This is a genomic window from Azospirillum terrae, assembly GCF_053470425.1.
In genome coordinates this window covers 414,325-438,216 of the sequence record NZ_JBPXMR010000001.1, presented here as the reverse complement: position 1 = coordinate 438,216, position 23,892 = coordinate 414,325, and the positions used below count along the sequence as shown (strand labels likewise).

At 67.6% G+C, this 23,892-nt stretch carries 23 protein-coding genes; 6 read left to right on the top strand and 17 right to left on the bottom strand.

The annotated features are described in order from the left end of the window. Positions 1-37 precede the first annotated feature (37 nt). The 3 genes from metG to ACSVDD_RS01945 are packed head-to-tail and all read left to right on the top strand — an operon-like array spanning position 38 to position 3,155. On the top strand, positions 38-1,588 hold the full coding sequence (gene metG, locus ACSVDD_RS01955; RefSeq protein WP_448187607.1) for a methionine--tRNA ligase: 1,551 nt from the start codon (positions 38-40) through the stop codon (positions 1,586-1,588). Next, positions 1,588-2,376 (top strand): TatD family hydrolase, encoded by a 789-nt coding sequence (locus ACSVDD_RS01950; RefSeq protein ID WP_448187606.1) that lies wholly within the window; start codon positions 1,588-1,590, stop codon positions 2,374-2,376. Before metG ends, ACSVDD_RS01950 begins: the two co-directional genes overlap by 1 nt. 5 nt (positions 2,377-2,381) lie before the next feature. Continuing rightward, entirely contained in the window at positions 2,382-3,155 is a 774-nt protein-coding gene (locus ACSVDD_RS01945; RefSeq protein ID WP_448188495.1) for an MBL fold metallo-hydrolase, read from the top strand. Positions 3,156-3,176: 21 nt separating this feature from the next. Here ACSVDD_RS01945 and ACSVDD_RS01940 read toward each other — a convergent pair whose 3' ends face one another. Next, positions 3,177-4,391: a lysozyme inhibitor LprI family protein gene (locus ACSVDD_RS01940; RefSeq protein WP_448187605.1), complete on the bottom strand. Its 1,215-nt coding sequence runs from the start codon at positions 4,389-4,391 to the stop codon at positions 3,177-3,179. A gap of 216 nt (positions 4,392-4,607) precedes the next feature. On the opposite strand from ACSVDD_RS01940, the gene mazG reads away from it, so the two are divergent. Then, positions 4,608-5,417 carry a nucleoside triphosphate pyrophosphohydrolase gene (gene mazG / locus ACSVDD_RS01935; RefSeq protein WP_448187604.1) on the top strand — a complete coding sequence of 270 codons (810 nt, stop codon included), beginning with the start codon at positions 4,608-4,610 and terminating at the stop codon, positions 5,415-5,417. On the opposite strand, the gene ACSVDD_RS01930 is transcribed toward mazG, so the two are convergent. The 12 genes from ACSVDD_RS01930 to ACSVDD_RS01875 all read right to left on the bottom strand — a co-directional run bounded on the left by ACSVDD_RS01930 (position 5,414) and on the right by ACSVDD_RS01875 (position 18,635). Beyond that, positions 5,414-6,226 (bottom strand): inositol monophosphatase family protein, encoded by an 813-nt coding sequence (locus ACSVDD_RS01930; RefSeq protein ID WP_448187603.1) that lies wholly within the window; start codon positions 6,224-6,226, stop codon positions 5,414-5,416. The two genes, mazG and ACSVDD_RS01930, sit on opposite strands and share 4 nt — an antisense overlap. Then, complete coding sequence (locus tag ACSVDD_RS01925) at positions 6,223-6,819, bottom strand: hypothetical protein (RefSeq protein ID WP_448187602.1); 597 nt, start codon at positions 6,817-6,819, stop codon at positions 6,223-6,225. Before ACSVDD_RS01925 ends, ACSVDD_RS01930 begins: the two co-directional genes overlap by 4 nt. 50 nt (positions 6,820-6,869) lie before the next feature. Continuing rightward, positions 6,870-8,207 carry a GTPase HflX gene (gene hflX, locus ACSVDD_RS01920; RefSeq protein WP_448187601.1) on the bottom strand — a complete coding sequence of 446 codons (1,338 nt, stop codon included), beginning with the start codon at positions 8,205-8,207 and terminating at the stop codon, positions 6,870-6,872. Positions 8,208-8,223: 16 nt separating this feature from the next. Further along, complete coding sequence (gene hfq, locus ACSVDD_RS01915) at positions 8,224-8,472, bottom strand: RNA chaperone Hfq (protein WP_029007945.1); 249 nt, start codon at positions 8,470-8,472, stop codon at positions 8,224-8,226. 70 nt (positions 8,473-8,542) lie between these two features. After that, positions 8,543-9,244, bottom strand: a complete 702-nt coding sequence (locus ACSVDD_RS01910) for an HAD family hydrolase (RefSeq protein WP_448187600.1) — start codon at positions 9,242-9,244, stop codon at positions 8,543-8,545. Beyond that, positions 9,241-10,101 carry a D-amino-acid transaminase gene (locus tag ACSVDD_RS01905; RefSeq protein ID WP_448187599.1) on the bottom strand — a complete coding sequence of 287 codons (861 nt, stop codon included), beginning with the start codon at positions 10,099-10,101 and terminating at the stop codon, positions 9,241-9,243. Before ACSVDD_RS01905 ends, ACSVDD_RS01910 begins: the two co-directional genes overlap by 4 nt. 120 nt (positions 10,102-10,221) lie before the next feature. Beyond that, a complete protein-coding gene (ntrX, locus tag ACSVDD_RS01900; RefSeq protein WP_448187598.1) occupies positions 10,222-11,622 on the bottom strand; it encodes a nitrogen assimilation response regulator NtrX in 1,401 nt (466 codons plus the stop codon). Beyond that, entirely contained in the window at positions 11,612-13,945 is a 2,334-nt protein-coding gene (locus tag ACSVDD_RS01895; protein ID WP_448187597.1) for a sensor histidine kinase NtrY-like, read from the bottom strand. The genes ntrX and ACSVDD_RS01895 overlap by 11 nt, the downstream gene beginning before the upstream one ends. Positions 13,946-14,092: 147 nt before the next feature. After that, on the bottom strand, positions 14,093-15,535 hold the full coding sequence (gene ntrC / locus ACSVDD_RS01890) for a nitrogen regulation protein NR(I) (RefSeq protein WP_448187596.1): 1,443 nt from the start codon (positions 15,533-15,535) through the stop codon (positions 14,093-14,095). Then, positions 15,535-16,710: a two-component system sensor histidine kinase NtrB gene (locus tag ACSVDD_RS01885; protein WP_448187595.1), complete on the bottom strand. Its 1,176-nt coding sequence runs from the start codon at positions 16,708-16,710 to the stop codon at positions 15,535-15,537. The genes ntrC and ACSVDD_RS01885 overlap by 1 nt, the downstream gene beginning before the upstream one ends. Next, complete coding sequence (dusB, locus tag ACSVDD_RS01880) at positions 16,710-17,696, bottom strand: tRNA dihydrouridine synthase DusB (protein WP_448187594.1); 987 nt, start codon at positions 17,694-17,696, stop codon at positions 16,710-16,712. The genes ACSVDD_RS01885 and dusB overlap by 1 nt, the downstream gene beginning before the upstream one ends. 123 nt (positions 17,697-17,819) lie before the next feature. Beyond that, positions 17,820-18,635: a cytochrome C assembly family protein gene (locus ACSVDD_RS01875; RefSeq protein ID WP_448187593.1), complete on the bottom strand. Its 816-nt coding sequence runs from the start codon at positions 18,633-18,635 to the stop codon at positions 17,820-17,822. A 117-nt stretch (positions 18,636-18,752) separates the two neighbouring features. Here ACSVDD_RS01875 and ACSVDD_RS01870 point away from each other — a divergent pair, with 117 nt between their 5' ends. Then, a complete protein-coding gene (locus ACSVDD_RS01870; RefSeq protein WP_448187592.1) occupies positions 18,753-19,901 on the top strand; it encodes a bifunctional 2-C-methyl-D-erythritol 4-phosphate cytidylyltransferase/2-C-methyl-D-erythritol 2,4-cyclodiphosphate synthase in 1,149 nt (382 codons plus the stop codon). Between the two features lie 28 nt (positions 19,902-19,929). Continuing rightward, the gene (locus ACSVDD_RS01865) at positions 19,930-20,427 is read left to right on the top strand and encodes a CinA family protein (protein WP_448187591.1); all 498 of its coding nucleotides are present in this window, start codon (positions 19,930-19,932) and stop codon (positions 20,425-20,427) included. Between the two features lie 28 nt (positions 20,428-20,455). Here ACSVDD_RS01865 and ACSVDD_RS01860 read toward each other — a convergent pair whose 3' ends face one another. The 4 genes from ACSVDD_RS01860 to lpdA all read right to left on the bottom strand — a co-directional run bounded on the left by ACSVDD_RS01860 (position 20,456) and on the right by lpdA (position 23,880). Next, complete coding sequence (locus ACSVDD_RS01860; RefSeq protein ID WP_448187590.1) at positions 20,456-20,923, bottom strand: type II toxin-antitoxin system RatA family toxin; 468 nt, start codon at positions 20,921-20,923, stop codon at positions 20,456-20,458. Between the two features lie 16 nt (positions 20,924-20,939). Continuing rightward, complete coding sequence (gene lipA, locus ACSVDD_RS01855) at positions 20,940-21,896, bottom strand: lipoyl synthase (RefSeq protein WP_448187589.1); 957 nt, start codon at positions 21,894-21,896, stop codon at positions 20,940-20,942. A 61-nt stretch (positions 21,897-21,957) separates the two neighbouring features. Next, on the bottom strand, positions 21,958-22,443 hold the full coding sequence (locus ACSVDD_RS01850) for a DUF29 domain-containing protein (protein WP_448187588.1): 486 nt from the start codon (positions 22,441-22,443) through the stop codon (positions 21,958-21,960). A 36-nt stretch (positions 22,444-22,479) separates the two neighbouring features. Further along, positions 22,480-23,880: a dihydrolipoyl dehydrogenase gene (gene lpdA, locus ACSVDD_RS01845; protein WP_448187587.1), complete on the bottom strand. Its 1,401-nt coding sequence runs from the start codon at positions 23,878-23,880 to the stop codon at positions 22,480-22,482. Between the last annotated feature and the right edge of the window lie 12 nt (positions 23,881-23,892).

Sequence of the window (23,892 nt, the reverse complement as noted above, 5' to 3'; positions counted from 1 at the left end):
CAAAGCCGGACTGGGATTTTTCGGGAGTGCACCGACCATGGCCGGGTCGAAGACCTATTATTTGACGACGCCGATCTACTACGTGAACGACGTGCCGCACATCGGGCACGCGTACACGACGCTGGCCTGCGACGTGCTCGCCCGCTTCAAGCGGCTGGACGGCTTCGACGTGAAGTTCCTGACCGGCACCGACGAGCACGGCCAGAAGGTCGAGAAGTCGGCGCAGGCTGCCGGCGTGGCGCCGCAGACCTTCACCGACCGGGTGTCGCAGAACTTCCGCGACCTCGTCGGTGTGATGAATTATTCCAACGACGACTTCATCCGCACCACCGAGCCACGCCACGTCAAGTCGGTGCAGGCGCTGTGGACGCGCCTTAAGGACGCCGGGGAGATCTATCTGGGCGGCTACACCGGCTGGTATTCGGTGCGCGACGAGGCGTTCTACGGCGAGGACGAACTGACCACCACGCCGACCGGCAAGAAGATCGCCCCCACCGGCGCCGAGTGCGAATGGGTGGAGGAGCCCAGCTACTTCTTCCGCCTGTCGGCGTGGCAGGACCGCCTGTTGGAATTCTACGAAAGGAATCCCGACTTCATCCTGCCGCCATCCAAGCGCAACGAGGTGATGTCGTTCGTCAAGGGCGGCCTGAAGGACCTCTCGGTCAGCCGCACGACGTTCAAGTGGGGCATCCCGGTGCCCGGCGACGACGCGCACATCATGTATGTCTGGCTGGACGCGCTGACCAACTACATCACCGCCGTCGGCTACCCCGACGAAAGCGGCGAGTACGCCAAATACTGGCCCGCCGACCTGCACATGGTCGGCAAGGACATTCTGCGCTTCCACGCCGTCTACTGGCCGGCCTTCCTGATGGCCGCCGGTCTTCAGCCGCCCAAGCGCGTCTTCGCGCACGGCTGGTGGACCATCGAGGGGCAGAAGATGTCCAAGTCGCTCGGCAACGTCATCGCGCCCGAGCAGCTGGTGACCACCTACGGTCTCGACCAGACGCGCTATTTCCTGCTGCGCGAGGTGCCGTTCGGCAACGACGGCGATTTCTCGCACACCGCCATGGTGCAGCGGATCAACGGCAATCTGGCGAACGACTACGGCAACCTCGTCCAGCGCGTGCTGTCGATGATCAACAAGAACTGCGGCGCCCAGGTGCCGCAGCCCGGCCCGTTCACCGAGGCCGACGACAAGCTGCTGGGCGCCGCCCACGCGCTGTTGCCGGTGCTGCGCGCCGAGATGGACGTGCAGGCCTTCCACAAGGCGCTGGACGCGCTGTGGGCCGTCATCGGCGACGCCAACCGCTATGTGGACGAGCAGGCGCCGTGGGCGCTGAAGAAGACCGACCCGCCGCGCATGGGCACCGTGCTGTACGTGCTGGCCGAGACGGTCCGCCACCTTGCCATCCTGACGCAGCCGGTGATGCCCGAGGCGTCGGCGAAGATCCTCGACCAGCTGGGGCAGGGCGCCGACGCGCGCGGCTTCGGCAACCTTGGCCCGGCAGGCGCGTTGACGGCAGGGACGCCGCTTCCCGCCCCGCAGGGCGTGTTCCCGCGTTTCGTCGAGGAGCCCAAGGCCTGATGCTGGTCGACAGTCACTGCCATCTGGATTTTCCGGACTTCGCCGAGGAACTGGACGCCGTCGTCGAGCGGGCGAGGGCCGCCGGGGTGGGGCGGATGGTCACCATCTGCACCTACCTGACCCGGTTCGACCAAGTGCGCGCGGTCGCCGAGCGGTTCGACGACGTGTATTGCTCGCTAGGCGTCCACCCGCATCAGGCGCAAGAGGAGATTGCTGGAGTCAGCGTCGAGCGGCTGGTCGAGCTGGCGAAGCACCCGAAGGTGATCGGCATCGGCGAGACCGGCCTCGATTACTACTACGACAAGAGCCCGCGCGACGTGCAGCAGGAGTGCTTCCGCATGCACATCCGCGCGGCCATGGAAGCCGGGCTGCCGCTGATCATCCACACCCGCGACGCGGACCACGACATCATGCGCGTGGTCCGCGAGGAGGCCGCCGGGCGGCCGGTGAAGGGCTTGCTGCACTGCTTCAGCTCCGGCCGCGAAGTGGCTGAAGACGCTCTTGATTTCGGCTTTTCGCTGTCGCTGTCGGGCATTGTGACCTTCAAGAAGTCCGACGATCTGCGGGCCATCGTCAAGGACGTGCCGCTCGACCGCATCCTGGTCGAGACCGACGCGCCCTACCTCGCCCCCATGCCGTTCCGCGGCAAGCGCAACGAGCCGGCCTACGTGGCGCACACCGCGGCATCGGTCGCCGCCGTCAAGGGTGTCGCGCCGGAGGAGATGGCGCGGATCACCACCGACAACTTCTTCCGCCTGTTCGACCGCGTGCCGAGGCCGAACGCGTGACCGGCATGCGCGTCACCGTGCTGGGCTGCGGCGGCTCGTCCGGGGTGCCGGTGATCGGCAACCAGTGGGGCGACTGCGACCCGGCCAACCCCAGAAACCGGCGCTCGCGCGCATCGGTGCTGGTGGAGCAGGGCGGGGCGAGCATCCTGGTGGACACCTCGCCGGATCTGCGCCAGCAGCTTCTGGACGCCGACGTGCGGCGCCTGGACGGGGTTCTGTGGACGCACAACCACGCCGACCATGCGCACGGCCTGGACGAGTTGCGCGAGATCTGCCGGCTGATGCAGGCGCCGTTGCCGGTGTACGGCATGGCCAAGCACCTGGACGACATTGCCGCCCGCTTCGGCTACGCCTTCGCGCCGCTGAACCCGGGCGATCCGATCTACCGGCCGGTGCTGGTGCCGCACGTGGTCGAAGCGCCGTTCGACATCGGCGGACTGCGGGTCGTGCCCTTCGTGCAGGACCACGGCTACATGCCGACTCTCGGCTTCCGGTTTGGCACATTCGCTTACTCCACCGACGTGGTGCGCCTGGACGAGGCGGCCTTCGCCGCGCTGGAGGGCATCGACGTGTGGGTGGTCGATTGCGTGCGCGTCGAGCCGCCGCACCCCGTGCACTCGCATCTGGCGCAGACGCTGGAGTGGATCGCCCGCGTGAAGCCGAAGCGAGCCTACCTCACGCACATGAACCAGACCATGGACTACGAGACCGTCCTCCGCATGCTGCCGCCGGGCGTCGAGCCCGCCTACGACGGACTGGTCATCGAGGTGGACGGATAAAGACAGACGGGTAGGGCGGGGCTACTCGTCGTCCATCGCCTCCTCGGCGGTCAGCAGGACGACCCGGCTGGCGATGAAACGGTCGGCGGCGGCGCGGGCGGCCTGCTCGGCGGTCTTTGCAGACAGCTTGAACGTTTCCTGGTAAAGCTTTGATGTCGCTGCGATTGCCGGGGGCAGGGCGGCGACGGCAGCCTTGTGCTGCGCTTCCGGCCAGACCTTGAAATCCTTCCAGCCGCGGAAGGCGTCCACCGCCTTGTCGCGGGTCTCGGCGGCCTTCCTGGCCTCGGCGGAATGCGGCGCTTCCAGCAACGTGCTCGGCACCATGGAGGCCTGGAGGGCGTCCACGGCGAACTGCCGCTCATAGCCGTGGCGAATGCTGCCGCGCTCTTCCAGCGCCGGGGCGATGGCCGGGTCGATGACGGACGCGAGCTTCTTCCATTCCGCCATCTCGTAGATGGAGCGCATGTCGTGGCACAGCTCCGGCGTGTCGTCGCGCCCATTGCCCCAGAACGGACCGAACGCCTCGAAAGCCGGCTGGCCGTGTTTAGTGAACAGGAAGCACGGTGCGTCCAGCTCCGTGGTGGACAGCGCGTGGCGCAGGAACAGCAGCATGCCGCCGGTATCCGCCTTCGCCACGTCGCCGATATTCTTCATCTCTTCAAGCAGATACGGGTCGTTCGGGAGACTGCGGTCGAGGATCTCGCGCGCCAGCCGGCTGATCTCGGCATCCTTGTCCGGCACGGCCACCGCGCCGGTGTGGTACAGATAGACCAGCCACGCCTTGGCCGCCGCGCCATCGTAGCGTTGCAGGGCCGCCGCCGCGGCCTTCGCGTCCTTCGGGATGCTGGAGGCAATCGCGGACAAGCGCTTCTGCGCCGCCTGGGAGGTCTTCGCCAAGTCCTCGGTGCGCTTTTCATAGAGCGCGATGCATGCCTTCGCCTTGGCCTTGTCGTCGCAGCCGCGGTCGCGCTCGGCCAGCCATGCGGTGTGCGCCTGCTGAACGCCGTCACGCTCGTTGCGCGGCGTGTAGGCGATCAGCGCGCCATAGGCTTCGCCGAGCTGTTCGTCGCGAGCCCGCAGATCGGCGCTGGTGCACACGGTGCGCTCAACGGGCTTCGACGGCTTGCGGCAGTCGATGTTCTGGACGTTGACATTCTGGGCAAGGGCCGGCGACGTGGCGGCGCAAAACGCGACGACGGCGAGGCCTGGGAACCAGCGGGACAGGAAAAACGTCATGGGAAGCGGCGACCGGAGCTGCGGGGACGACGCCGGAGCTTATCCAACAAGGGACCTCACGGGAAGGCACCGGTTTCGGACATCGCCCTCTCCATCCTTCGCATTATTTTCCATAATATATCTTATACGATAATTACATGTGCACGCAGCAGCCTTCCCAGGGAAACGGCGCTCGGTTAAGGTCGGCACATCCTCCCGACACCGCCGAGCTGCCCCATGGCCCGCAACATCGACCGCCTGCTCGACATCATGGCCCGCCTGCGCGATCCGCAGAGCGGCTGCCCGTGGGATCTGGAGCAGACCTACCGCACCATCGCCCCACACACCATCGAAGAAGCGTACGAGGTCGCCGACGCCATCGAAAAAGGCGATATGCCGGCGTTGCGCGAGGAATTGGGCGATCTGCTGTTCCAGGTCGTCTACTACAGCCAGTTCGCCCGCGAGGACGGCCTGTTCGATTTCGACGAGGTGGCCGGCGTCATCGCCGACAAGATGATCAGCCGCCACCCGCACGTCTTCGGCTCCGAGGAGATCCGCACCGCGGACCACCAGACCTCGCGATGGGAGGAGCACAAGGCGGCCGAGCGCGCCGCCAAGGCCGCCGCGCAGGGGCAGGCCGCGCCTTCCGCCCTCGACGGGGTGATCGCCGGGCTCCCTGCCCTCACCCGCGCGCTGAAGCTCCAGAAGCGCGCGGCGCGCGTCGGCTTCGACTGGACGGACGCGCGCGATATCCTCGACAAGATCGAAGAAGAGGTCGGCGAGCTGCGCGCCGAGATGATGCAGGGTGCGGCGCAGGAGCGTATCGCCGACGAATTGGGCGATTTGCTGTTCGCGCTGGTCAACCTCGCCCGCCGGCTGGAGGTCGACCCGGAAGGCGCCTTGCGTGGCACCAACGCCAAGTTCGAGCGCCGCTTCCATCGCATCGAGGAATTGCTGTCCGGCCAGGGCCGCAAGCCCGAGGACGCCACCCTCGACGAGATGGAAGCGTTCTGGCAGCAGGCCAAACGCGAGGAGCCGAAAGCTTAGCGGTACAGCGTGTCGCGCAACCGCGTCCAGCTCTCGGCGTCGGGGGCCAGAAGCAGGCTGCCTTCCAGGATCGTCGGGCCGTAGGGCTGGCCTTCCACCAAGGCCGCGTGTCCGCCGGCTTCGGCGTGCAGCAGCACGCCTGCTGCGTGGTCCCACGGCATCAGGCGGTGGTAGGTCGAGAAGTGGCTGACACCCTCGATGAGCCGCAGATACTCGTGCGCCGCGCAGGCGAGGCAGACGACCTCCTTCACCGAGGAGCGGCGTCGCGTCAACCGTTCCAGGGCCGCTTCGTCGGTGAAGCGGGTGGAGAGCGCGCCGACCATCGCGTCGATCGGGACGGGCTCGGCGACGCGCAGGCGGCGGCCATCCATCCAGGCGCCCTGCCCCTTCGCCGCGACTGCGGTGCGGCCGGTGCACGGGTCGTGAATCCAACCGGCCAGCGTCTCGCCGCCACGCACATAGGCGACGATCACCGCAAAAGTTGGATTGCCGGCGGCGAAATTGATGGTGCCGTCCACCGGGTCGATGATCCACACCGGTTCGTCGGCGAACACGCGCTTGAGTACCGAGGGGTCGGCGGACACCGCCTCCTCACCCACCACGATGCTGCCGGGCACCAGTTCCATCAGGCGCGGGGTAAGCGCCCGCTCGCCCGCCTCGTCGGCGATGGTGACGAGGTCGGTGGGGCCGGTCTTCTCGCGCACGTGCTCCTTGGAGAGCTGGCGGAAATACGGGAGGATCTCACTCTCGGCGACCTCCCGGATCAATGCTGAAACGCGGTCGAGGTCGGGGAGATTGGAAGGGGTCACGGTTTGGCCGGTGCCTTCTGCTTCGGATCGGGTTTTCTGGAGTCGGGCTTGGGGCCGGCAGCCTTCTTAGGCGGTGCGAGTTCCATGGTGCTGCTGCCGTCCTGAGGAGGATTGGGCATCCCTACCCTCCCTTCAAGCCCCGCCTCCTTCATTGCCTTGACCAGGGCCTCGTAGGTGGCCTGATCGGCTTCAGGCTGCGGCACCGGTGGCGGACCGACCAAGGGGCCGCCAACGGCAGGATCGCGCGGCGCGTTGGGGTCGGGAGGTCCGGCCGGCGGTGGCTCGGTGGCTTTCGCTTCTTTCTTCTCCGGTTCAGGCGGGGGCGGAGGCGGTGCCGGCGGGCGCCACTTCTTGAAGCACTCGACGAAATCTTCGTCCTTGCACTGCTCGACCAGCAGTTCGCGCGGGTCGGGGCCGAGCACCACCGGGCCGGGCGGCGCCAGGGGCATTTCCGCCGGCGGCCGGGGCAGCGGCGGTTCAGGCGAGTCGTCGAGGACATCCTCGGCGAACGCCGGCGACGCGACCAGCAGCAGGAAAAGGACAAGGAGTGCCCGCACGGGAACCGGCATGGTCGGAGGGAGCGACGCGGCCATTATGGAGCCGCTCGACGCCCGCCGCCATGGACAAATCCGCATCGCTGCGCTCACGGTTCCGGTGAGAACCGCTTTTCGAAGCGGGCGAGGTCGGCTGGGTCGAGCGCCACGTGCAGGTGCGCCCGCTCCTCGTCGTCGCGGCGCTCCAACACCTCGCCGCGGTCGTAGAGCCACGCCAGCGCGGCGCCGTTGCCCAACTCGATGGACAGGTCCACCACTTGCCGCCCGATGTTCATGCGTTGGTCGAGCAGCGCATCCAGCGCATCGATCCCCTGCCCCGTCAGCGCCGAAACGCCGACCCGGCGCGGGTCGCGGCTGGTCTGGGCGGCCAGCGCGGCGCGCCCCGCCTCGTCCAGGCAGTCGATCTTGTTCAGCACCTCGACGACGCGGTCGTCGGTTTCCGGGTCGATGCCGATGTCGCGCAGCACCTCCGCCACGTCGTCACGCTGGGCGTCGGTGTCCAGGTGCGAGATGTCGCGCACGTGCAGAATGATGTCGGCGCCGTCCACCTCCTCCAGCGTGGCGCGGAACGCCTCGACCAGATGGTGCGGCAGGTCGGAGATGAAGCCCACCGTGTCGGACAGGATGACCTTACGGCCGGAGGGCAGCGTCACCTGCCGCATGGTTGGGTCCAGCGTGGCGAACAGCAGGTCCTTGGCGAACACGTCGGCGTTGGCCAGCCGGTTGAACAGCGTCGATTTGCCGGCGTTGGTGTAGCCGACCAGCGCCACCACCGGGTACGGCACCTTGGCGCGCGCCTTGCGGTGCAGGCCGCGGGTCCGGCGGACCTCCTCCAGTTCCTTTTTGATCTTGATGATGCGGTCGCCAATGAGACGGCGATCCATTTCCAGCTGCGATTCGCCGGGGCCGCCGAGGAAACCGAAGCCGCCGCGCTGGCGCTCCAAGTGGGTCCACGACCGCACGAGGCGGGATTTCTGGTAGGTCAGCGAGGCCAGTTCGACCTGCAACATACCCTCGCGGGTGCGGGCGCGGGCGCCGAAGATCTCCAGGATCAGGCCGGTGCGGTCGATGACCTTGGCCTTGACCCCACGCTCCAGGTTGCGCTGCTGCACCGGGCTGAGCGCGTGGTCGAGGACGACCACGGTCGCCTCGCTCTCCTCGACGATCTCGGCAAGGTGTTCGACGGTGCCGGAACCGAGCAGGGTCGAGGGGTGCGGGCGGCTGACCCGCACGCACTCGGCGTGCACGATGTCCAGTTCGATCGCGCGGGCGAGGCCGACCGCTTCCTCCAGGCAAGCCTCCGGCGCGCGCGGCGCCTCGTGGGCGTCGCGCAGCACCGGATGGATGACGATGGCGCGGCCGGAGCCGTGCGGCTTCTGGCCTTCACCGTTGCTGGCACCGTTGGCGGGCGCGCCGTTGGCCGACATACCGTTAAGCAGGGCGTTAATCGCTCTCACCTTCCTTGGGCGGCTCGAAGAGTTGGATCGGGTGTGCCGGCATCACGGTGGAGATCGCGTGCTTGTACACCAATTGCGAATGCGCATCCCGTCGCAGCAGGACGGAAAAGTTATCGAACCAGGTGATGATGCCCTGAAGCTTGACGCCATTCACCAGGAAGACCGTCACGGGAGTCTTATTTTTACGGACGTGGTTGAGAAATACGTCCTGCACGTTTTGGCTTTTTTCAGACATGTTCTTTTGCCCCCTTCTTCGATGTTTATTGGGGCTCCTCAAGAGCCCGCTCCCCGTAACGCTTTGTCGTTCAGTCAGCCGCACCCGTCCCGTTCGGAGCTTGGACGGATATGGTATCACCGATGCTGCGCACCAAGCCACACAGCGCGTGACAGGTGTCATACCGGTGCGTCGGCGGGAAACGGCCGAACCCCTCCCCCTCCGCGTCACCCACGAGAACCGGCACGATTCCGGCCGCGTGGGCGCATTCCATGTCGATGTCGGCGTCGCCGATGAACCACACCTCGGCCGATGGTGCAATCCCCGATGGGGCCAGGGCCATCTGCACGGGCGCGCAGTGCGGTTTGTCGGCCTCGGCGTCCTGGGCGCCGACCAGACGCCCGAAGAAGCGTGTCCAGCCCAGCGCGTCGGCCTCGGCGCGCAGGAACCGGCCGGTCTTGTTGGAGACCACCGCCTGATACACGCCGCGCGCGGCCAGAGTTTCCAGCAGCGCCAGCGCGCCCGGCAACGGCCGGAGGTGTTCCAGGTGGTGCGCTTCGAAATAGGCGTAGAACTGGTCGCGGGCGTCGGTCCAGCGCTCGCCGAAGATGCGCGGGAAGCTGTCGCGCAGCGACTGTTTGATTCGCACGCGCGATTCCTCTTCGGTCCAGGGCTCCAGGCCATGGACGACGAGGGTGTGGTTGAGGGCGGCGCGGATGGTGCCCCAGTTGTCGACCAGGGTGTTGTCCCAGTCGTACAGCACGGCGCGCGGCAAGGTCGGGGAAAGGGTCACGCGGGTCTCCGCAGAACGTCGTCGATGTAGGCCCGCCGCAGGCTCAGCGTCACCGGCCCTGGTTTGCCGATACCAACGGGGTGGCCGTCGATGCGTGTCACCGGCAGGGCGAAGGTGCCGGCCGACGACACGAACGCCTCGCGTGCCGCATAGGCCTCCTCCACGGTGAAGGACCGTTCCTCGACCGGCAGGCCGGCGTCTCGCGCCAGACGCAGCAGTGCCAGCCGGGTGACGCCGTTGAGGATCTTATGGCTCGGTTCGCGGGTGACCAGCCGTCCATCGAATGTGACGATCCAGGCGTTGGAGGAGCAGCCCTCGGTCACCGTGCCGTCGGGATCGATCATCCACGCCTCGAAGGCACCGGCCTCGGCCGCCCGCTGCTTGCCCAGCACCTGCGCCAGCAGGCCAGTCGTCTTGATGTCCCGCCGGCCCCAGCGGATGTCGGGGATGGTGATGACCGGCACGCCGTCCTCAAGCTGCCCCGGCTGGGTCCAGCGCTGCACCCGGCGAGTGGTGACCACCAGCGCCGAAGGGCGCGGCGACGGGAAGCGGAAGTCGCGCGGCGCCACGCCGCGGCTCACCTGCATATAGACGCCGCCATTGCGGACGCCGTTGCGCCGCACCAGCTCGCGCACGATGCGCTCCAGCACGCGGCACTCGACCGGCCAGGGGACTTGCAGCGCGTCCAGGCTGCGGCCCAGGCGCTCCATATGGCCGTCCATGTCGGCGAAGCGGCCGTCCAGAACGGTGACGACCTCGTACACCCCATCGGCCAACTGGTAGCCGCGGTCCTCGACGTGGACCGCGGCGCGGTCATGGGGCACATAGCGGCCGTTGACGTAAGCCCATCGAGCCATTGGTTCTTCGTTCTTCTTTTGCCGGCTTCGTTGCTGGACCCGACGAGACAACAGACGTTTTCCCGCCCGGTGTAACACCAGGAAGCGGTCATACCAAGCTGGTAAAAGGGAGCGTTCCCATCAATCGATGAACGCCTTGCCCTTCTCGTTGCCGTGCACGCCCAGGCTCTTGAGCTTGCGGTGCAGGGCCGAGCGCTCCATGCCGACGAAGGCCGCGGTGCGCGAGATGTTCCCGCCGAAGCGTGTTACCTGCGCCAGCAGATACTCGCGCTCGAACACCTCGCGCGCTTCGCGCAGAGGCAGTCCCATGATCTCGCCGCCTTTGTCCCACTTCAGCACGGTCGGGGTGATGGCGCCGATCTCCGGCGGCAGCATGTCGGCGCGGATCGGCTCCTTGTGATCGCCCTGCGCCATGATCAGCAGCCAGTCCACCACGTTGCGCAGCTGGCGCACGTTGCCCGGCCAGTCGTAGGCCTGGAGCGCCGCCATGGAGTCCTCGCCGAACTCGCGCGTCGGCAGGCCGGCGGCGTCGGCCGAGCGCTGCATGAAGTGCTTGGCCAGCAGCGGGATGTCCTCGCGCCGCTCGGCCAGCGACGGCACGCGGATCGGCACCACGGCCAAGCGGTAGAACAGATCCTGGCGGAACCGCCCGTTGTCGATCTCGGCCTGGAGGTCGCGGTTGGAGGTGGCGATGACGCGCACGTCCACCTCGACCCGGTGGCCGCCGCCGACGCGCTCGAAGGTCTGCTCCTGAAGCGCGCGGACGATCTTGCCCTGGGTTTCCAGCGGCATGTCGGCCACCTCGTCCAGCAGCAGGGTGCCGCCGTGCGCCTGCTCGAAGGTGCCGATCTTGCGGCCCTGCCCGTCCACGCCGGCCTCGGTGCCGAACAGCTCGATCTCCAGCCGGTCGGGGCGCATGGTGGCGCAGTTCAGCCCGACGAACGGCCCGGTGTTGCGGCGCGAGCGCTGGTGGAGCTGGCGCGCCACCACCTCCTTGCCCGAACCGGCCGGGCCGGTGATCAGCACGCGGCTGCCGGTCGGCGCCACCTTCTCGATGTTCTGGCGCACCTGGGTGATGGTGTTGGAGCGGCCGATCAGTTCGACCTCGCCGCCGGCGCGCAGCCGCAGCTCCTCGTTTTCACGCCGCAGCCGCGCCGCTTCGATGGCGCGATCGACCATCAGCAACAGGCGGTCGGCCTTGAACGGCTTCTCGATGAAGTCGTAGGCGCCGATCTTGATGGCGCTGACCGCGGTCTCGATGGTCCCGTGGCCGGAGATCATGATCACCGGCAGGTTCGGGTGGTCGCGCATCAGCTGTTCGAGGATCTGCAAGCCGTCGAGCCGGCTGCCTTGCAGCCAGATGTCGAGAATGACAAGGCTCGGCCGCCGCGCCGCGACCTGGGCGAGCGCCTGATCGGCGTCCCCCGCCTCGCGCGTCTTGTTGCCCTCGTCGGTCAAGATGCCCGCGATGAGCATCCGGATGTCCGACTCGTCATCGACGATCAGAATGTCATGAGCCATTGACTGCCCGCCTCTGTTCTCCGCCGGTCTGCGCCGGCCTCTCATCCACGACTGCGAGCCCCTCATCCAAGGGATTTGCAGCCGCATTGTTGCGCGGAATGACCAGGGCGACCCGCGCGCCGCCCTCCGGCCGGTCGTCGAGCGTCAACTCGCCGCCGTGGTCTTCCATGATCTTCTTGACGATCGCCAGCCCCAGCCCCGTGCCCTTGGTGCGCGTGGTGACGTAGGGCTCGGTCAGGCGGTGCCGCTCCTCCTGGGGGAGGCCCTTGCCGTTGTCCTCGACGATCAGCGCCACCCGCTCGGCGTCGGCGTCGATGCGCACGCCGATGTGGCCGGGCACCGGTTCGGCGCCGTCCTCGGGTGGCGGGCGGCCCTCGATGGAGTCGACGGCGTTCTGCAACAGATTGGTCAGCGCCTGGCTGATCTGCCGGGAATCGCACGCCACGGTCAGCGGCCCGGCCGGCAGCTCGACGTCGAACTTCACCTTGCCGGCGTGCGCGCTGGTTTGCAGGAACACCGCCTGACGGACCAGATCGTTGACGTTGACCGGCTTCATTACCGGCTGCGGCATGCGCGCAAAGGCCGAGAACTCGTCCACCATGCGCCGGATGTCGTCCACCTGCCGGACGATGGTGTCCGTGCACATGGTGAACACCTCGGTGTCGTCGGGCGTGATCTGCTTCAGGTACTTGCGGCGCAACCGCTCGGCCGAGAGCTGGATCGGGGTGAGCGGGTTCTTGATCTCGTGCGCGATGCGGCGCGCCACGTCGGCCCAGGCGGCCTTGCGCTGCGCCGAAACCAGTTCGGTGATGTCGTCGAAGGTGACGACGTAACCGCGGATCTCCCCGGCCCCGGCCTCGGCGCTGATGCGCACCAGCAGGGTCAGCGGGGCGCTGCCCGGCCGGCGGATCTGCACGTGCTCCTGCATCGGGCGGCCGGGGCGGCGCGGCGCGTTGTCCAGCAGTTCGCCCATCTCCGGCGACAGCTCGACCAGCCGGCGGCCGATCAGTGTCTCCGGGTCGTCAACGCCCAAAAGACGGGCAGCCGAAAGATTGGGCAGGTTGATGATTCCATCGGCATCCAGGCCGATGACGCCGGCGGTCACACCCCCCAGAACGGTTTCGGTGAAGCGGCGGCGCTGGTCGAGCTGGCTGTTGGCCTGGAGCAGTTCGCGCCGTTGACTCTCGATCTCGGTGGTCATGCGGTTGAAGGCGCGCGACAGCAGGGCCAGTTCGTCCTCGTCGCGCGGCTCGGCCACGCGGACCTGGAGGTCGCCGGCACGCACCCTCTCCGCCGCCCCGATCAGCGCCGAGATCGGCCGCGCCAGCTTGCCGGCGAAGTTGAGGCCCGCCCACACCGCCGCCATGAGCAGCAGCAGCGCCACGATGACGAAGATCGCCGTGAAGGTGATTTGCAGGCTGCCGCGCTGCCCCTCCAGTTCGGCATAGGAGGTGACGGCACCCTTGGCGGCTGCGTAATGCGCCAGCACCTTCGATTCGACGACGCGGCCGACGTATAGGTAGGTGTCGACGAAGCGGTCCAGGCGGATCAGCGCCCGCACGCGGTCGTCGTTGTCGTGCACGATCAGCACGACCTCTCCGTTGCGCGCCTGCTCCAGCCCGGTGTCGGGGATCGGGTCGAACTCCAGTGCGAAGCTGTAGCCGGAGCGCGCCAGGATGCGCCCGGTGGTGCCCTGAAAGACGATCGCCTCGGACAGGGCGCGCAATGCCGCCTGGGTGGACACCACCTGATCGAAGCGATCGGGGTCGGCGGACAGCTGCACCGCCTCCTGGTTCAGGTCGTTGGCCATGGCCAGCGCGTCGGCGCGGATGTTCTGCTGGTGTTCGTGCAGATAGGCGCTCGCCACCTCCAGCGACTCATGCACGGCGGTGCGCACCTTGTCGCTGAACCAGGACTGGACGCCGACGTAGAAGAAGATTGCCGAGAAGGCGGCCACCACGATGGCCGGCGCCACCGCCAGCAGGCTGAACACCGCCACCAGCCGCACGTGCAGGCGCGAGCCCGCCATGCCTCGCCGGTGCCCGATCCAGATCTGCACGATGCGCCGCGCCACCAGGGCGCCCAGCAGCAGCAGAAGCACCATGTCGAGGATGAGCAGCAGCGTCACCGTGCGCGGGTTGGACCCGCCGAACGGTGCGGTTTCCGTCAGGGCGCCGTAGGTGGCGAAGCCGGCCGCGATGGCCGCGAGGCTGAGCGCCACCGCAAGGCGCTTGGCGAGGCCGACCCGCCCGGCCCAGCGCGACAGCTGGGCCCAGAAGGCAGCCGATTTGTCCGCCGTCTTGTCTGCGTTTTGAAGCGACATTGGCACCGGCAATAGGATGTTGCCAGAAAGGTACACACCTGTGGCGCGGCTGCCAAGCGCGTTCGACGTCATACCGCGAACGGCTCCGTTGCTGGCCGCAGCGGAGCCGTCCTGTTTCGGCCGTGTCACATGAATATCACGAAGCGGCTACTTGAGGCCGCGGACGACCTGTATGTCCAGCTCGCGGATCTTCTTGCGCAGCGTGTTGCGGTTGAGGCCCAGCAGCTCCGCCGCCTTGATCTGATTGCCGCGGGTGGCCGACAGGCTGAGCGAGATCAGCGGCCGTTCCACCTCGCGCAGAATCCGGTCGTACAGGCCGGTGGCGGGGATGCCGTCCTTGTGGGCGGCGAAATAGTCCTTCAGGTGGCGCTCGACCGCCGAGCCGAGGCCCTCGCTCTGCGTTTCCTCGACGAGTTGGACGACGGGGGTGGCGTCGGCCAACTCCGCTTCGATGACGTCGACGCCGATGACCTCCTGCGAGTACAGGGCGGCCAGCCGGCGTACGAGGTTTTCCAGCTCGCGTACGTTGCCCGGCCAGCGGTAGCGCTTCAGCCGCTCCATCGCCGGCTGGTCGATGCTCTTGTTGGGCAGGCCCTGCGACACCGACTGGTTCAGGAAGTGGCGGATCAGCAGCGGCACGTCTTCCGTACGCTCGCGCAGCGGCGGCAGGCGGATCGGCACGACGTTCAGGCGGTAGAACAGATCCTCACGGAACAGGCCCTGGCGGGCCAGCGTACGCAGGTCGCGGTGGGTGGCGGCGATGATGCGTACGTCCGTCTTGATGGGTGTACGTCCGCCGACCGTGGTGTACTCCCCCTCCTGGAGGACACGCAGCAGGCGGGTCTGCGCCTCCAGCGGCATGTCGCCGATCTCGTCGAGGAAGAGAGTGCCGCCCTGCGCCTGCTCGAAGCGGCCGGTGGAGCGGTTGGTGGCGCCGGTGAAAGCACCCTTCTCGTGGCCGAACAGCTCGGACTCGATCAACTCACGCGGGATGGCGGCCATGTTGATGGCGACGAAGGGGCCGTTGCGGCGCTTGCCGTAGTCGTGCAGCGCGCGGGCCACCAGTTCCTTGCCGGTGCCCGACTCGCCGGTGATCATCACCGTCAGGTCGGTGCCCATCAAACGGGCAAGCACCCGGTAGATTTCCTGCATCGCCTGCGAGCGGCCGATGACCGGGAGTTGCTCCTCGTCGAGCGTATCGTTGGCCGGCTCGCCCTTGCTCTGCTGGGCGTTGAGCGCCCGCTCGACCACCGAGACCAGTTCCTTCAGGTCGAAGGGCTTGGGCAGGTATTCGAACGCGCCGCGCTCGGCCGCCTTGACGGCGGTGATGAGCGTGTTCTGCGCGCTCATGACGATGACGCGCAACTCCGGCCGCAGCTTCTTGATGCGCGGGATGAGGTCCAGCCCGTTCTCGTCGGGCATCACCACGTCGGTGATGACGAGGTCGCCCTGACCGTCGGACACCCAGCGCCACAGGGTGGAGGCGTTGCCAGTGGTGCGCACGTCGTGGCCGAGGCGCGCCAATGCCTGCGTGAGGACGGTGCGGATCGCGCGGTCGTCATCCGCGACGAGGATCGTGGCCGCGGCCATCAGCGCGATCCCCGCTGGACCCGGCGCGTGACACCCTCCCCTGGAACTTGTGATTCGTCGTACATGGGCAGCGACACCTTGAAGACGGTCCGGCGCGGCTGGCTGTCGAATTCGATGACGCCGCCGTGATCGCCGATGATCTTCGCCACCAATGCAAGACCAAGGCCAGTTCCATTGACCTTTGTCGTTACGAAGGCATCGAACAGGTTGTTGCGCAGATCGTCCGGGATGCCGCCGCCGTTGTCCTGCACGGAAACCAGCAACGGCAACGGCATGCGCGTGTCACCGCCGGGCAGCGCCATGCGCACGCCGTGCTGGTAGGCGGTGGACAGCACGATCTCGCCAGCCGGGTCCGGGCAGGCTTCTGCCGCATTTTTAATCAGGTTGAGGAAGACCTGAACCAACTGGTCACGGTTGCCATAAACCGGCGGCAGCGACGGGTCGTAACGTTCGACGAAGCGGACGCTGCGGCCGAAGCCGTTCTGCGCGATCTTGCGGACGTGCTCCAGCACCGTGTGGATGTTCACCGGCCCGCGGTCGAGCGGTCCGTCGGAGAACACCTCCATGCGGTTGACCAGCGCCACGATGCGGTCGGCCTCGTCGCAGATCAGGCGGGTGAGCACGCGGTCCTGCTCGCCGGCGTTCTCCTCCAGCAACTGGGCGGCGCCGCGGATGCCGGACAGGGGGTTCTTCACCTCGTGCGCCAGCATGGCGGCCATGGCCGTCACCGAGCGGGCGGCGCTGCGGTGGGTCAGCGAGTTGTCGATCTTGCGGGCCAGCGAACGCTCGTGCAGCGTGACGATCATGTGGTCGGAGCCGTCGCCCATGCCCGCCACCTGCACCGTCACGCTGTGCGCGCCGATGCGCGGCGTGTCGATGGTGACGCCCTCCTGCGAGGCGCACAGACTGCCGCGCTGGGCCTGGGCCAGCAGCGCCATGACCGGGCTGTCGGGTTGCAGCAGGTCGGCCAGCGACGTGCCCTCGATCAGGCTGGCGCTGACATCGAAGAACTCCTGCGCTTCCAGGTTCACATAGCGGATGTCCCCTGCCCCATCGACGACCAGCACCGGGTCGGGCAGCGCGTTGAGGATCGCCCGCGGGTCGATTCCGCCGGAGCGGACCGGGATGCGCGGAGGGCGCCGCGACGACGTCGATGTGGCCATGCGGGAGGACATCAGGCGGCCATCCTCTCGATCACCGGTTCATAGAAGCGGCGGATACGCTCGCGCACCGCGTCGGCGCCTTCGATCAGGTTGATCTCCGAGCGGAACTCCGCCGAGCCGTGCAAGCCTTTGGAATACCAGGAGACATGCTTGCGGGCGACGCGCACGCCGTGCTCGCTGCCATAGTGGCTGAGCATGGCGTCGAGATGCTCCAGCACGATAGCCAACTGCTCGTGCAGCGGCGGGTCGGGCAGGCGTTCGCCGGTGCGCAGATAGTGCATGACCTGCGACGGGAACCACGGGCGTCCGTAGGTGCCGCGGCCGATCATCACACCGTCCGCCCCGGATTCCGACAGCGCGCGGTCCACGTCGTCGAGGGTCTGGATGTCTCCGTTGACCACCACGGGGATCGACACGGCGTCCTTCACCCGGCGCACGAAGGCCCAGTCGGCGCTGCCGTTGTACATCTGGTTGCGGGTGCGGCCGTGGATCGTGATCATCTTGATCCCGCATTCCTCGGCGATGCGCGCCAGCGTGGGAGCGTTGAGGTTGCCGTGGTCCCAGCCCATGCGGGTCTTCAGCGTCACCGGGATGTCCACCGCCTTGACGGCGGCCTCCAGGATGCGCCCGGCCAGCGGCTCGTCGCGCATCAGCGCCGAGCCGGCGTAGCCGTTGACCACCTTCTTCACCGGGCAGCCGAAGTTGATGTCAACGATGGCGACGCCGCGATCCTCGTTCAGCTTGGCCGCCTCGGCCATGACGCCGGGCTCGCAGCCGGCGAGCTGCACCGCCATCGGGAACTCCTCCGGCACGGTCTCGACCATGCGCAGGGTCTGGCGGTTCTCGCGGATCATCGCCTGACTGGCGATCATCTCGGACACGACGAGGCCGCACCCGGTGCGCTTGACCAAGCGGCGGAACGGCAGGTCGGTGACCCCGGACATGGGGGCGAGGATCACCGGGTCGGACAGGGGGATGGAGCCGATCTGGATTGCCATTTCAGTCTGCCCAAATCATGGGCTCTTCAGTAATTTGCTGGGATTTTGGGCAAGATACACGGCGCTTGCCCCGTTTGCAAGCGCGTGCAGTGCAGCATTCCCTTTGGGATCGAGGGAAGTGGATTAGCCCAGCAGAATATCCGCGACGAATTTGACGCCTAAATAGGCAAGCGTGAGCAAAAGGTAGGCAATCAACACCAGCCTCGCGGCCGTGCGGCCTCTCATGCCGGTTCGTATGTGCACAAACAACAAGCCGCCGATGACCACGAAAGTGGCAAGCGAGAACAGCGTCTTATGGTCGAAGCGCAGCGCCGTACCCTGCTCATAGTGCAAGACCGCCATGCCCGTTGCGAGCCCGGCGCCGAGCACCGCTTCCGACGCCGCCAGCAGCCGGACCTGGAGCCGTTCGCTCTCGGCCATCGGCGGCAGGAATCGGGTAAGCGCGGTCGGGCGCTTGGCCTTGAGCGCGCGCTCCTGGAGGAAGGCGGCCAGCGACGCCACCGCCGCCAGCGTCAGCAGGGCGTAGGTGACGACGGAAACAGCGATGTGCACGTCGATCCAGATGCCAGGAGCGCCGCCACGCAGCTCCGGCGCCCGCGTGCCCTCGGACAGCGTCGCCACCACGCCCACCGCCAGAAGATAGGGCAGCAGCAGCGGCGAGAGCCGCCACGCCGAACGCGTCACCGCACACAGCCCGGCGAACAGCAGCATGCAGGCGGCGATGGTCACCCACAGCGCGGTCGGCAGCCCGGTCGTCCACGCGCCCCCGACGCGCGCCACCGCCCAGACGCCCGGCCCGAAGACCGCCAGCGCCAGGGCGCCCCAGAACATGGCCGAGCGGCCCTGCTCCCCGGCGCCGCCGACGCTGCGGTACGGATAGAGCGAGGCCGGCAGCAGCGCCACGAGCGCCGTCAGGCTGAAGACGAGGTTCTGCGACATCACCGGCCGACCATGCCCTTCCTAATCCCTTCGCCTGCCCCTTGGCGGAGTACGGGGGACAGGCTAGGCTCCGCCGCGTCGCCGTCAAGTCTGCAAATCATCACGGACCATCCCCTCATGCCGTCCTGCATCGCGCTGATCGTCGCCGGTGGTTCCGGCCAGCGCTTCGGCGCCGAGCGCCCGAAACAATACCACGACCTCGCCGGCCAGCCGGTGCTTCGCCGCACGGTCGAGGCGTTCCTGCGCCATCCCGCCGTCAGCGGGGTTCAGGTGGTGATCCAGCCGGCGCACCGCGACCTCTACGACGCCGCCGTGGCCGGCCTGAACCTGCCAGAACCGGTGTCCGGCGGCGCCAGCCGGCAGGACTCGGTGCGCAACGGCCTGGAGCAGATCGGTACCCCGGACCTCGTGCTCATCCACGACGCCGCCCGGCCGCTGGTCGACGCCGACACCATCCAGGCGGTGGTGAATGCGCTGGCCAAAGCGCCAGGCGCGCTGGCCGCCGTGCCGGTGGCCGACACGCTGAAGCGCGGCGACGGCTGCCACGTGGCCGGTACCGTGGACCGCAGCGGATTGTGGCGGGCGCAGACCCCGCAGGGCTTCCGGTTCGCCGAGATCCTGGCGGCGCACCGCGCGGCGGCCGGGCTCGACCTGACCGACGACGCAGCGGTGGCCGAGCGCGCCGGGCTTTCCGTGGTGCTGGTGCCGGGCAAGGAGGAGAATTTCAAGGTGACCACACAAGACGACCTCACCCGCGCCGAACGCGTCGTGACGCAAGAACTCGGCGACGTGCGCACCGGCATGGGCTTCGACGTGCACCGCTTCACCGAGGGCGATGCCGTCGTGCTGTGCGGCGTGCGCGTGCCGCACAGCCAGAAGCTGGAAGGGCACTCCGACGCCGATGTCGGGCTGCACGCACTGACCGATGCGATCCTCGGCGCCATCGGCGACGGCGACATCGGCAGCCACTTCCCGCCCAGCGACCCGCAATGGCGCGGCGCCGACAGCGGAAAATTCCTTCAGCACGCCGCCGGTCTGGTGCGCGCCCGCGGCGGCATTCTCGCGCACGTGGACGTGACGGTGATCTGCGAGCGCCCCAAGGTCGGCCCGCACCGTACCGCCATGGTCGCCCGCGTGGCGGAGTTGCTGGGCATCGCGCAGGACCGCGTCAGCGTAAAGGCGACGACGACCGAACGGCTGGGCTTCACCGGCCGTGGCGAGGGCATCGCCGCACAGGCGGTGGCGACCGTCCGCTTGCCGGGGTAGGATCGCCGAGCAACAGGAGAGGCACGCCATGGTCCCTGACCACATCCGCGATCTGGCCGCCAAGCTGCTGGCGGAATACGGCATGGCCGGCCGCATGGTCGCCGCGGCCGAATCCTGCACGGGTGGCCTGATCGCCGCCGCCATCACCGACATTCCCGGCTCGTCCCAAGTGTTCGAGCGTGGGTTCGTTACCTACACCAACGTCGCCAAGTCGGAAATGCTGGGCGTGCCGCCGAGCCTGATCCTCGCCCACGGTGCGGTCAGCGCCGAAGTGGCGGTGGCGATGGCGGTGGGCGCGCTGGCGAAGTCGAAGGCGGACGTCGCCGTGGCGGTGACCGGCGTCGCCGGCCCGGAGGGCGGCACCGAGGCCAAACCGGTCGGCCGCGTCTACATCGCCACAGCGGTGCGCCGCGGCCCGGCGAAGGCGCGCGAGTACAATTTCTCCGGCGACCGTCGGGCGGTGCGCCTGCAAACAGTGGAGTGCGCACTGGAACGCTTGCGCGCGGCGCGGCCGACGGGGGGCTGAGGACGTTGGGCCACCGACCCAACACCCCTTACGCAGCGTTCGTCGATGCGCCGGTCGCAGCCGGCGTGCCATAGAGTTGCGCGGCGCGGGTTTCGAACGCCTGCACCATGCGCTTCACCGCCTCGTTGAACAGCACGCCCATGATTTTTTGCAGGATCGCCGAGCGGAACTCGAAATCGACGAAGAAGTCCACGCAAACGCCGCGCTCATGCGGCGTAAAAATCCAATGGTTGTTCAAGTACTGAAACGGCCCGTCGGTGTATTGAACGTCGATGCGCCGAGCCTCCTCGTTCAGCTCGACGCGCGAGGTGAAACGCTCGCGCACCATCTTGAAGCCGATGACGAGGTCCGCATACATCACGTTTCTCTCGCGCTTGCGGATGCGCGAGGCCATGCACCAGGGCAGGAACTCCGGGTACCGGTCCACGTCGGCGACCAGCCGGTACATCTGGTCGGGGGTGTACGGCAGGACCTTCTTTTCCGCGTGCGTCGGCATGCCCCCTCCCCGTCTCTCAGCCGGCCGCCGCCGCGAGCTTCGCCTCGCGGGCGGCGCGCAGGTTCTGGAAGTCGGCGCCCGCGTGGTAGGACGAGCGCGTCAGCGGGCTCGCCGCCACCATCAGGAACCCCTTGGCGCGGCCGAGGCGCGTGTAGCCGTCGAACTCCTCGGGCGTCACGAAGCGGTCCACCGCGGCGTGCTTCGGCGTCGGCTGGAGGTATTGGCCGATGGTCATGAAGTCGACGTCGGCGGCGCGCAGGTCGTCCATCACCTGCCCGACCTCCTCCTTCAGCTCGCCCAGGCCGACCATGATGCCCGACTTGGTGAACATCGACGGGTCAAGCTCCTTCACCCGCGCCAACAGTTGCAGCGAGGTGAAGTAACGCGCACCCGGACGGATCGTCGGATAGAGCCGCGGCGCCGTCTCCAGATTGTGGTTGAAGACGTCCGGCTTGGCGGCGACCACGGTCTCGACCGCCCCCTTCTTCTTCTGGAAGTCGGGGGTGAGAATCTCGATGGTTGTGGTGGGGGCCGCAGCGCGGATCGCGCGGATGGTGCGGGCGAAGTGCTCGGCCCCGCCGTCCTCCAGGTCGTCACGGTCCACCGAGGTGACCACCACGTGGTGCAGGCCGAGCTGGGCGACCGCCTCGGCGACATTCTCCGGCTCGTGCGGGTCGAGCAGGTTCGGCTTGCCGGTCTCGACGTTGCAGAAAGCACAGCCGCGCGTGCAGATCGAGCCGAGGATCATGAACGTGGCGTGCTTGTGCTTCCAGCACTCGCCGATGTTCGGGCAGGCAGCCTCCTCGCACACCGTGTGGAGCTTGAGCCCGCGCATGAGCTGGCGGGTCTCGTTGTACTCCTGGCTCATGGGCGCCTTGACGCGGATCCAGGCGGGCTTGCGCTGGACGGGGTTGTCGGGCTTGTGGGCCTTCTCGGGGTGGCGAAGCTTTTCGGTCTGGTCGGCCGCGGTCATGACGTCACGAACTCCCATCGGTCCGCCCGTGGGCAGGACCGTTTCTACGAACGGGCAGCGCTCAGGCGCGCCACTCCGGCGGAAACAGATCGGCCGGATAGGCCGGATCGAGCGCCTGGTCAAGCGTGAAGGGTGGATCGGTCGGGAAACGGGCCAGATCGACCTCGGCCTCCAGCGCAGCATTTTCCCGCGCATCGGCGCAGATTTCGGCATAGCTCTCGTAAGCGAGCGGACGCAGGCTTGGGCTCTGCCTAAGACGCTTTTTCAGCATCTTACGCTGCTCGTTGATCGTCAGGCGCCATTGACGGGCACAATGCCCCAACAACTCCGGGCAATACAGCCATTTGAGCAGATGCGTGACCAGCACCGTCAACCGGTTGTCGATCTCGCTCCACTCACTTCTGCCCATGCTCTCGATCTCCTCGGCGACGTTCTGCCAGTCGATCGGGGCATTGTTCCGCTCGGCGCCGGCACGACGGATCTCCGCCGCCTGGGCTTGCGTCCAGGCGTAGAAGTCCTCGTCGTACGCGGCGCTGCTGCGGTTCATGTCCCTAACCGGAAAAACCTCGCCTCGGCAATCTAGCTAGAAGTGGATCGCCCGGCCATAGGCATCAAGGACGGACTCGTGCATCATCTCCGACAGGGTCGGGTGCGGGAACACCGTGTGCATGAGTTCGGCCTCGGTGGTCTCCATGGTCTTGGCGACCGTGTAGCCCTGGATCAGCTCGGTCACTTCCGCGCCGATCATGTGGGCGCCGAGCAACTCGCCGGTCTTGGCGTCGAACACGGTCTTCACCATGCCCTCCGGCTCGCCCAGCGCGATGGCCTTGCCGTTGCCCATGAACGGGAAGCGCCCGACCTTGACGTCGTAGCCCTTCTCCTTGGCCTTCGCTTCGGTCAGCCCCACCGACGCCACCTGCGGGTGCGAGTAGGTGCAGCCGGGGATCTTGCGGATGTCCAGCGGGTGGACATCGTTCTTGCCCGCGATCTTCTCGACGCAGATGACGCCTTCGTGGCTGGCCTTGTGCGCCAGCCAGGGCGGCTGGGTGACGTCGCCGATGGCGTAGACGCCCGGCTCGCCGGTCTGGCACCACTCGTCGGTGACGATGTGGCCGCGGTCCGTCTTCACCTTGGTGCCTTCGAGGCCGAGGTTCTCGCTGTTCGGCGAGATGCCCACGGCGACGATGACGCGGTCGACCGTGATGTCCTCGGTCTTGCCGCCCGCTTCGACCGCCACCGTGACGCTGTCGGCGGTCTTGCGCAGATTGCCGGCCTTGGCCCCGGTGATGATGCGCATGCCCAGCTTTTCGAAAGCCTTGCGCGCCGCCGCCGAGATTTCCTCGTCCTCCACGGGGAGGATGCGATCCATCACCTCGACCACCGTCACCTTGGAGCCGAGAGCGTTGTAGAAGCTGGCGAACTCGATGCCGATGGCGCCCGAGCCGATAACCAGCAGCGACTTCGGCATGGTGTTCGGCGTCATCGCCTTCTTGTAGGTCCACACCAGCTTGCCGTCGTCTTCCAGGCCGGGCAGCGTGCGCGCCCGTGCCCCGGTGGCGATGATGATGTGCTTGGCGCCGAAGGTGCCGACCGGCGCGCCCGACTTGGTGACGGCGACCTGACCCTTGCCGGCCAGTTTGCCCTCGCCGTCGATGACGGTAACCTTGTTCTTCTTCAGCAGGTGCTTCACGCCGCCGTTGAGCTGGCCCGCCACCTGACGCGAGCGCTGGACGATCTTGTCCAGGTCGAAGCTCACGCCGCTGACGGACAGGCCGTAATTGGACGCGTGCTTGGCGAGGTGCATGACCTCGGCCGAGCGCAGCAGCGCCTTGGTGGGGATGCAGCCCCAGTTCAGGCAGATGCCGCCCAGATGCTCGCGCTCGACCACCGCGGTGTGCAGCCCGAGCTGGGCGGCGCGGATTGCCGCCACGTAGCCGCCGGGGCCGGAGCCGATGACGATGACGTCGAAGTTCATGTCGGCCATGAGCCGTCCCCC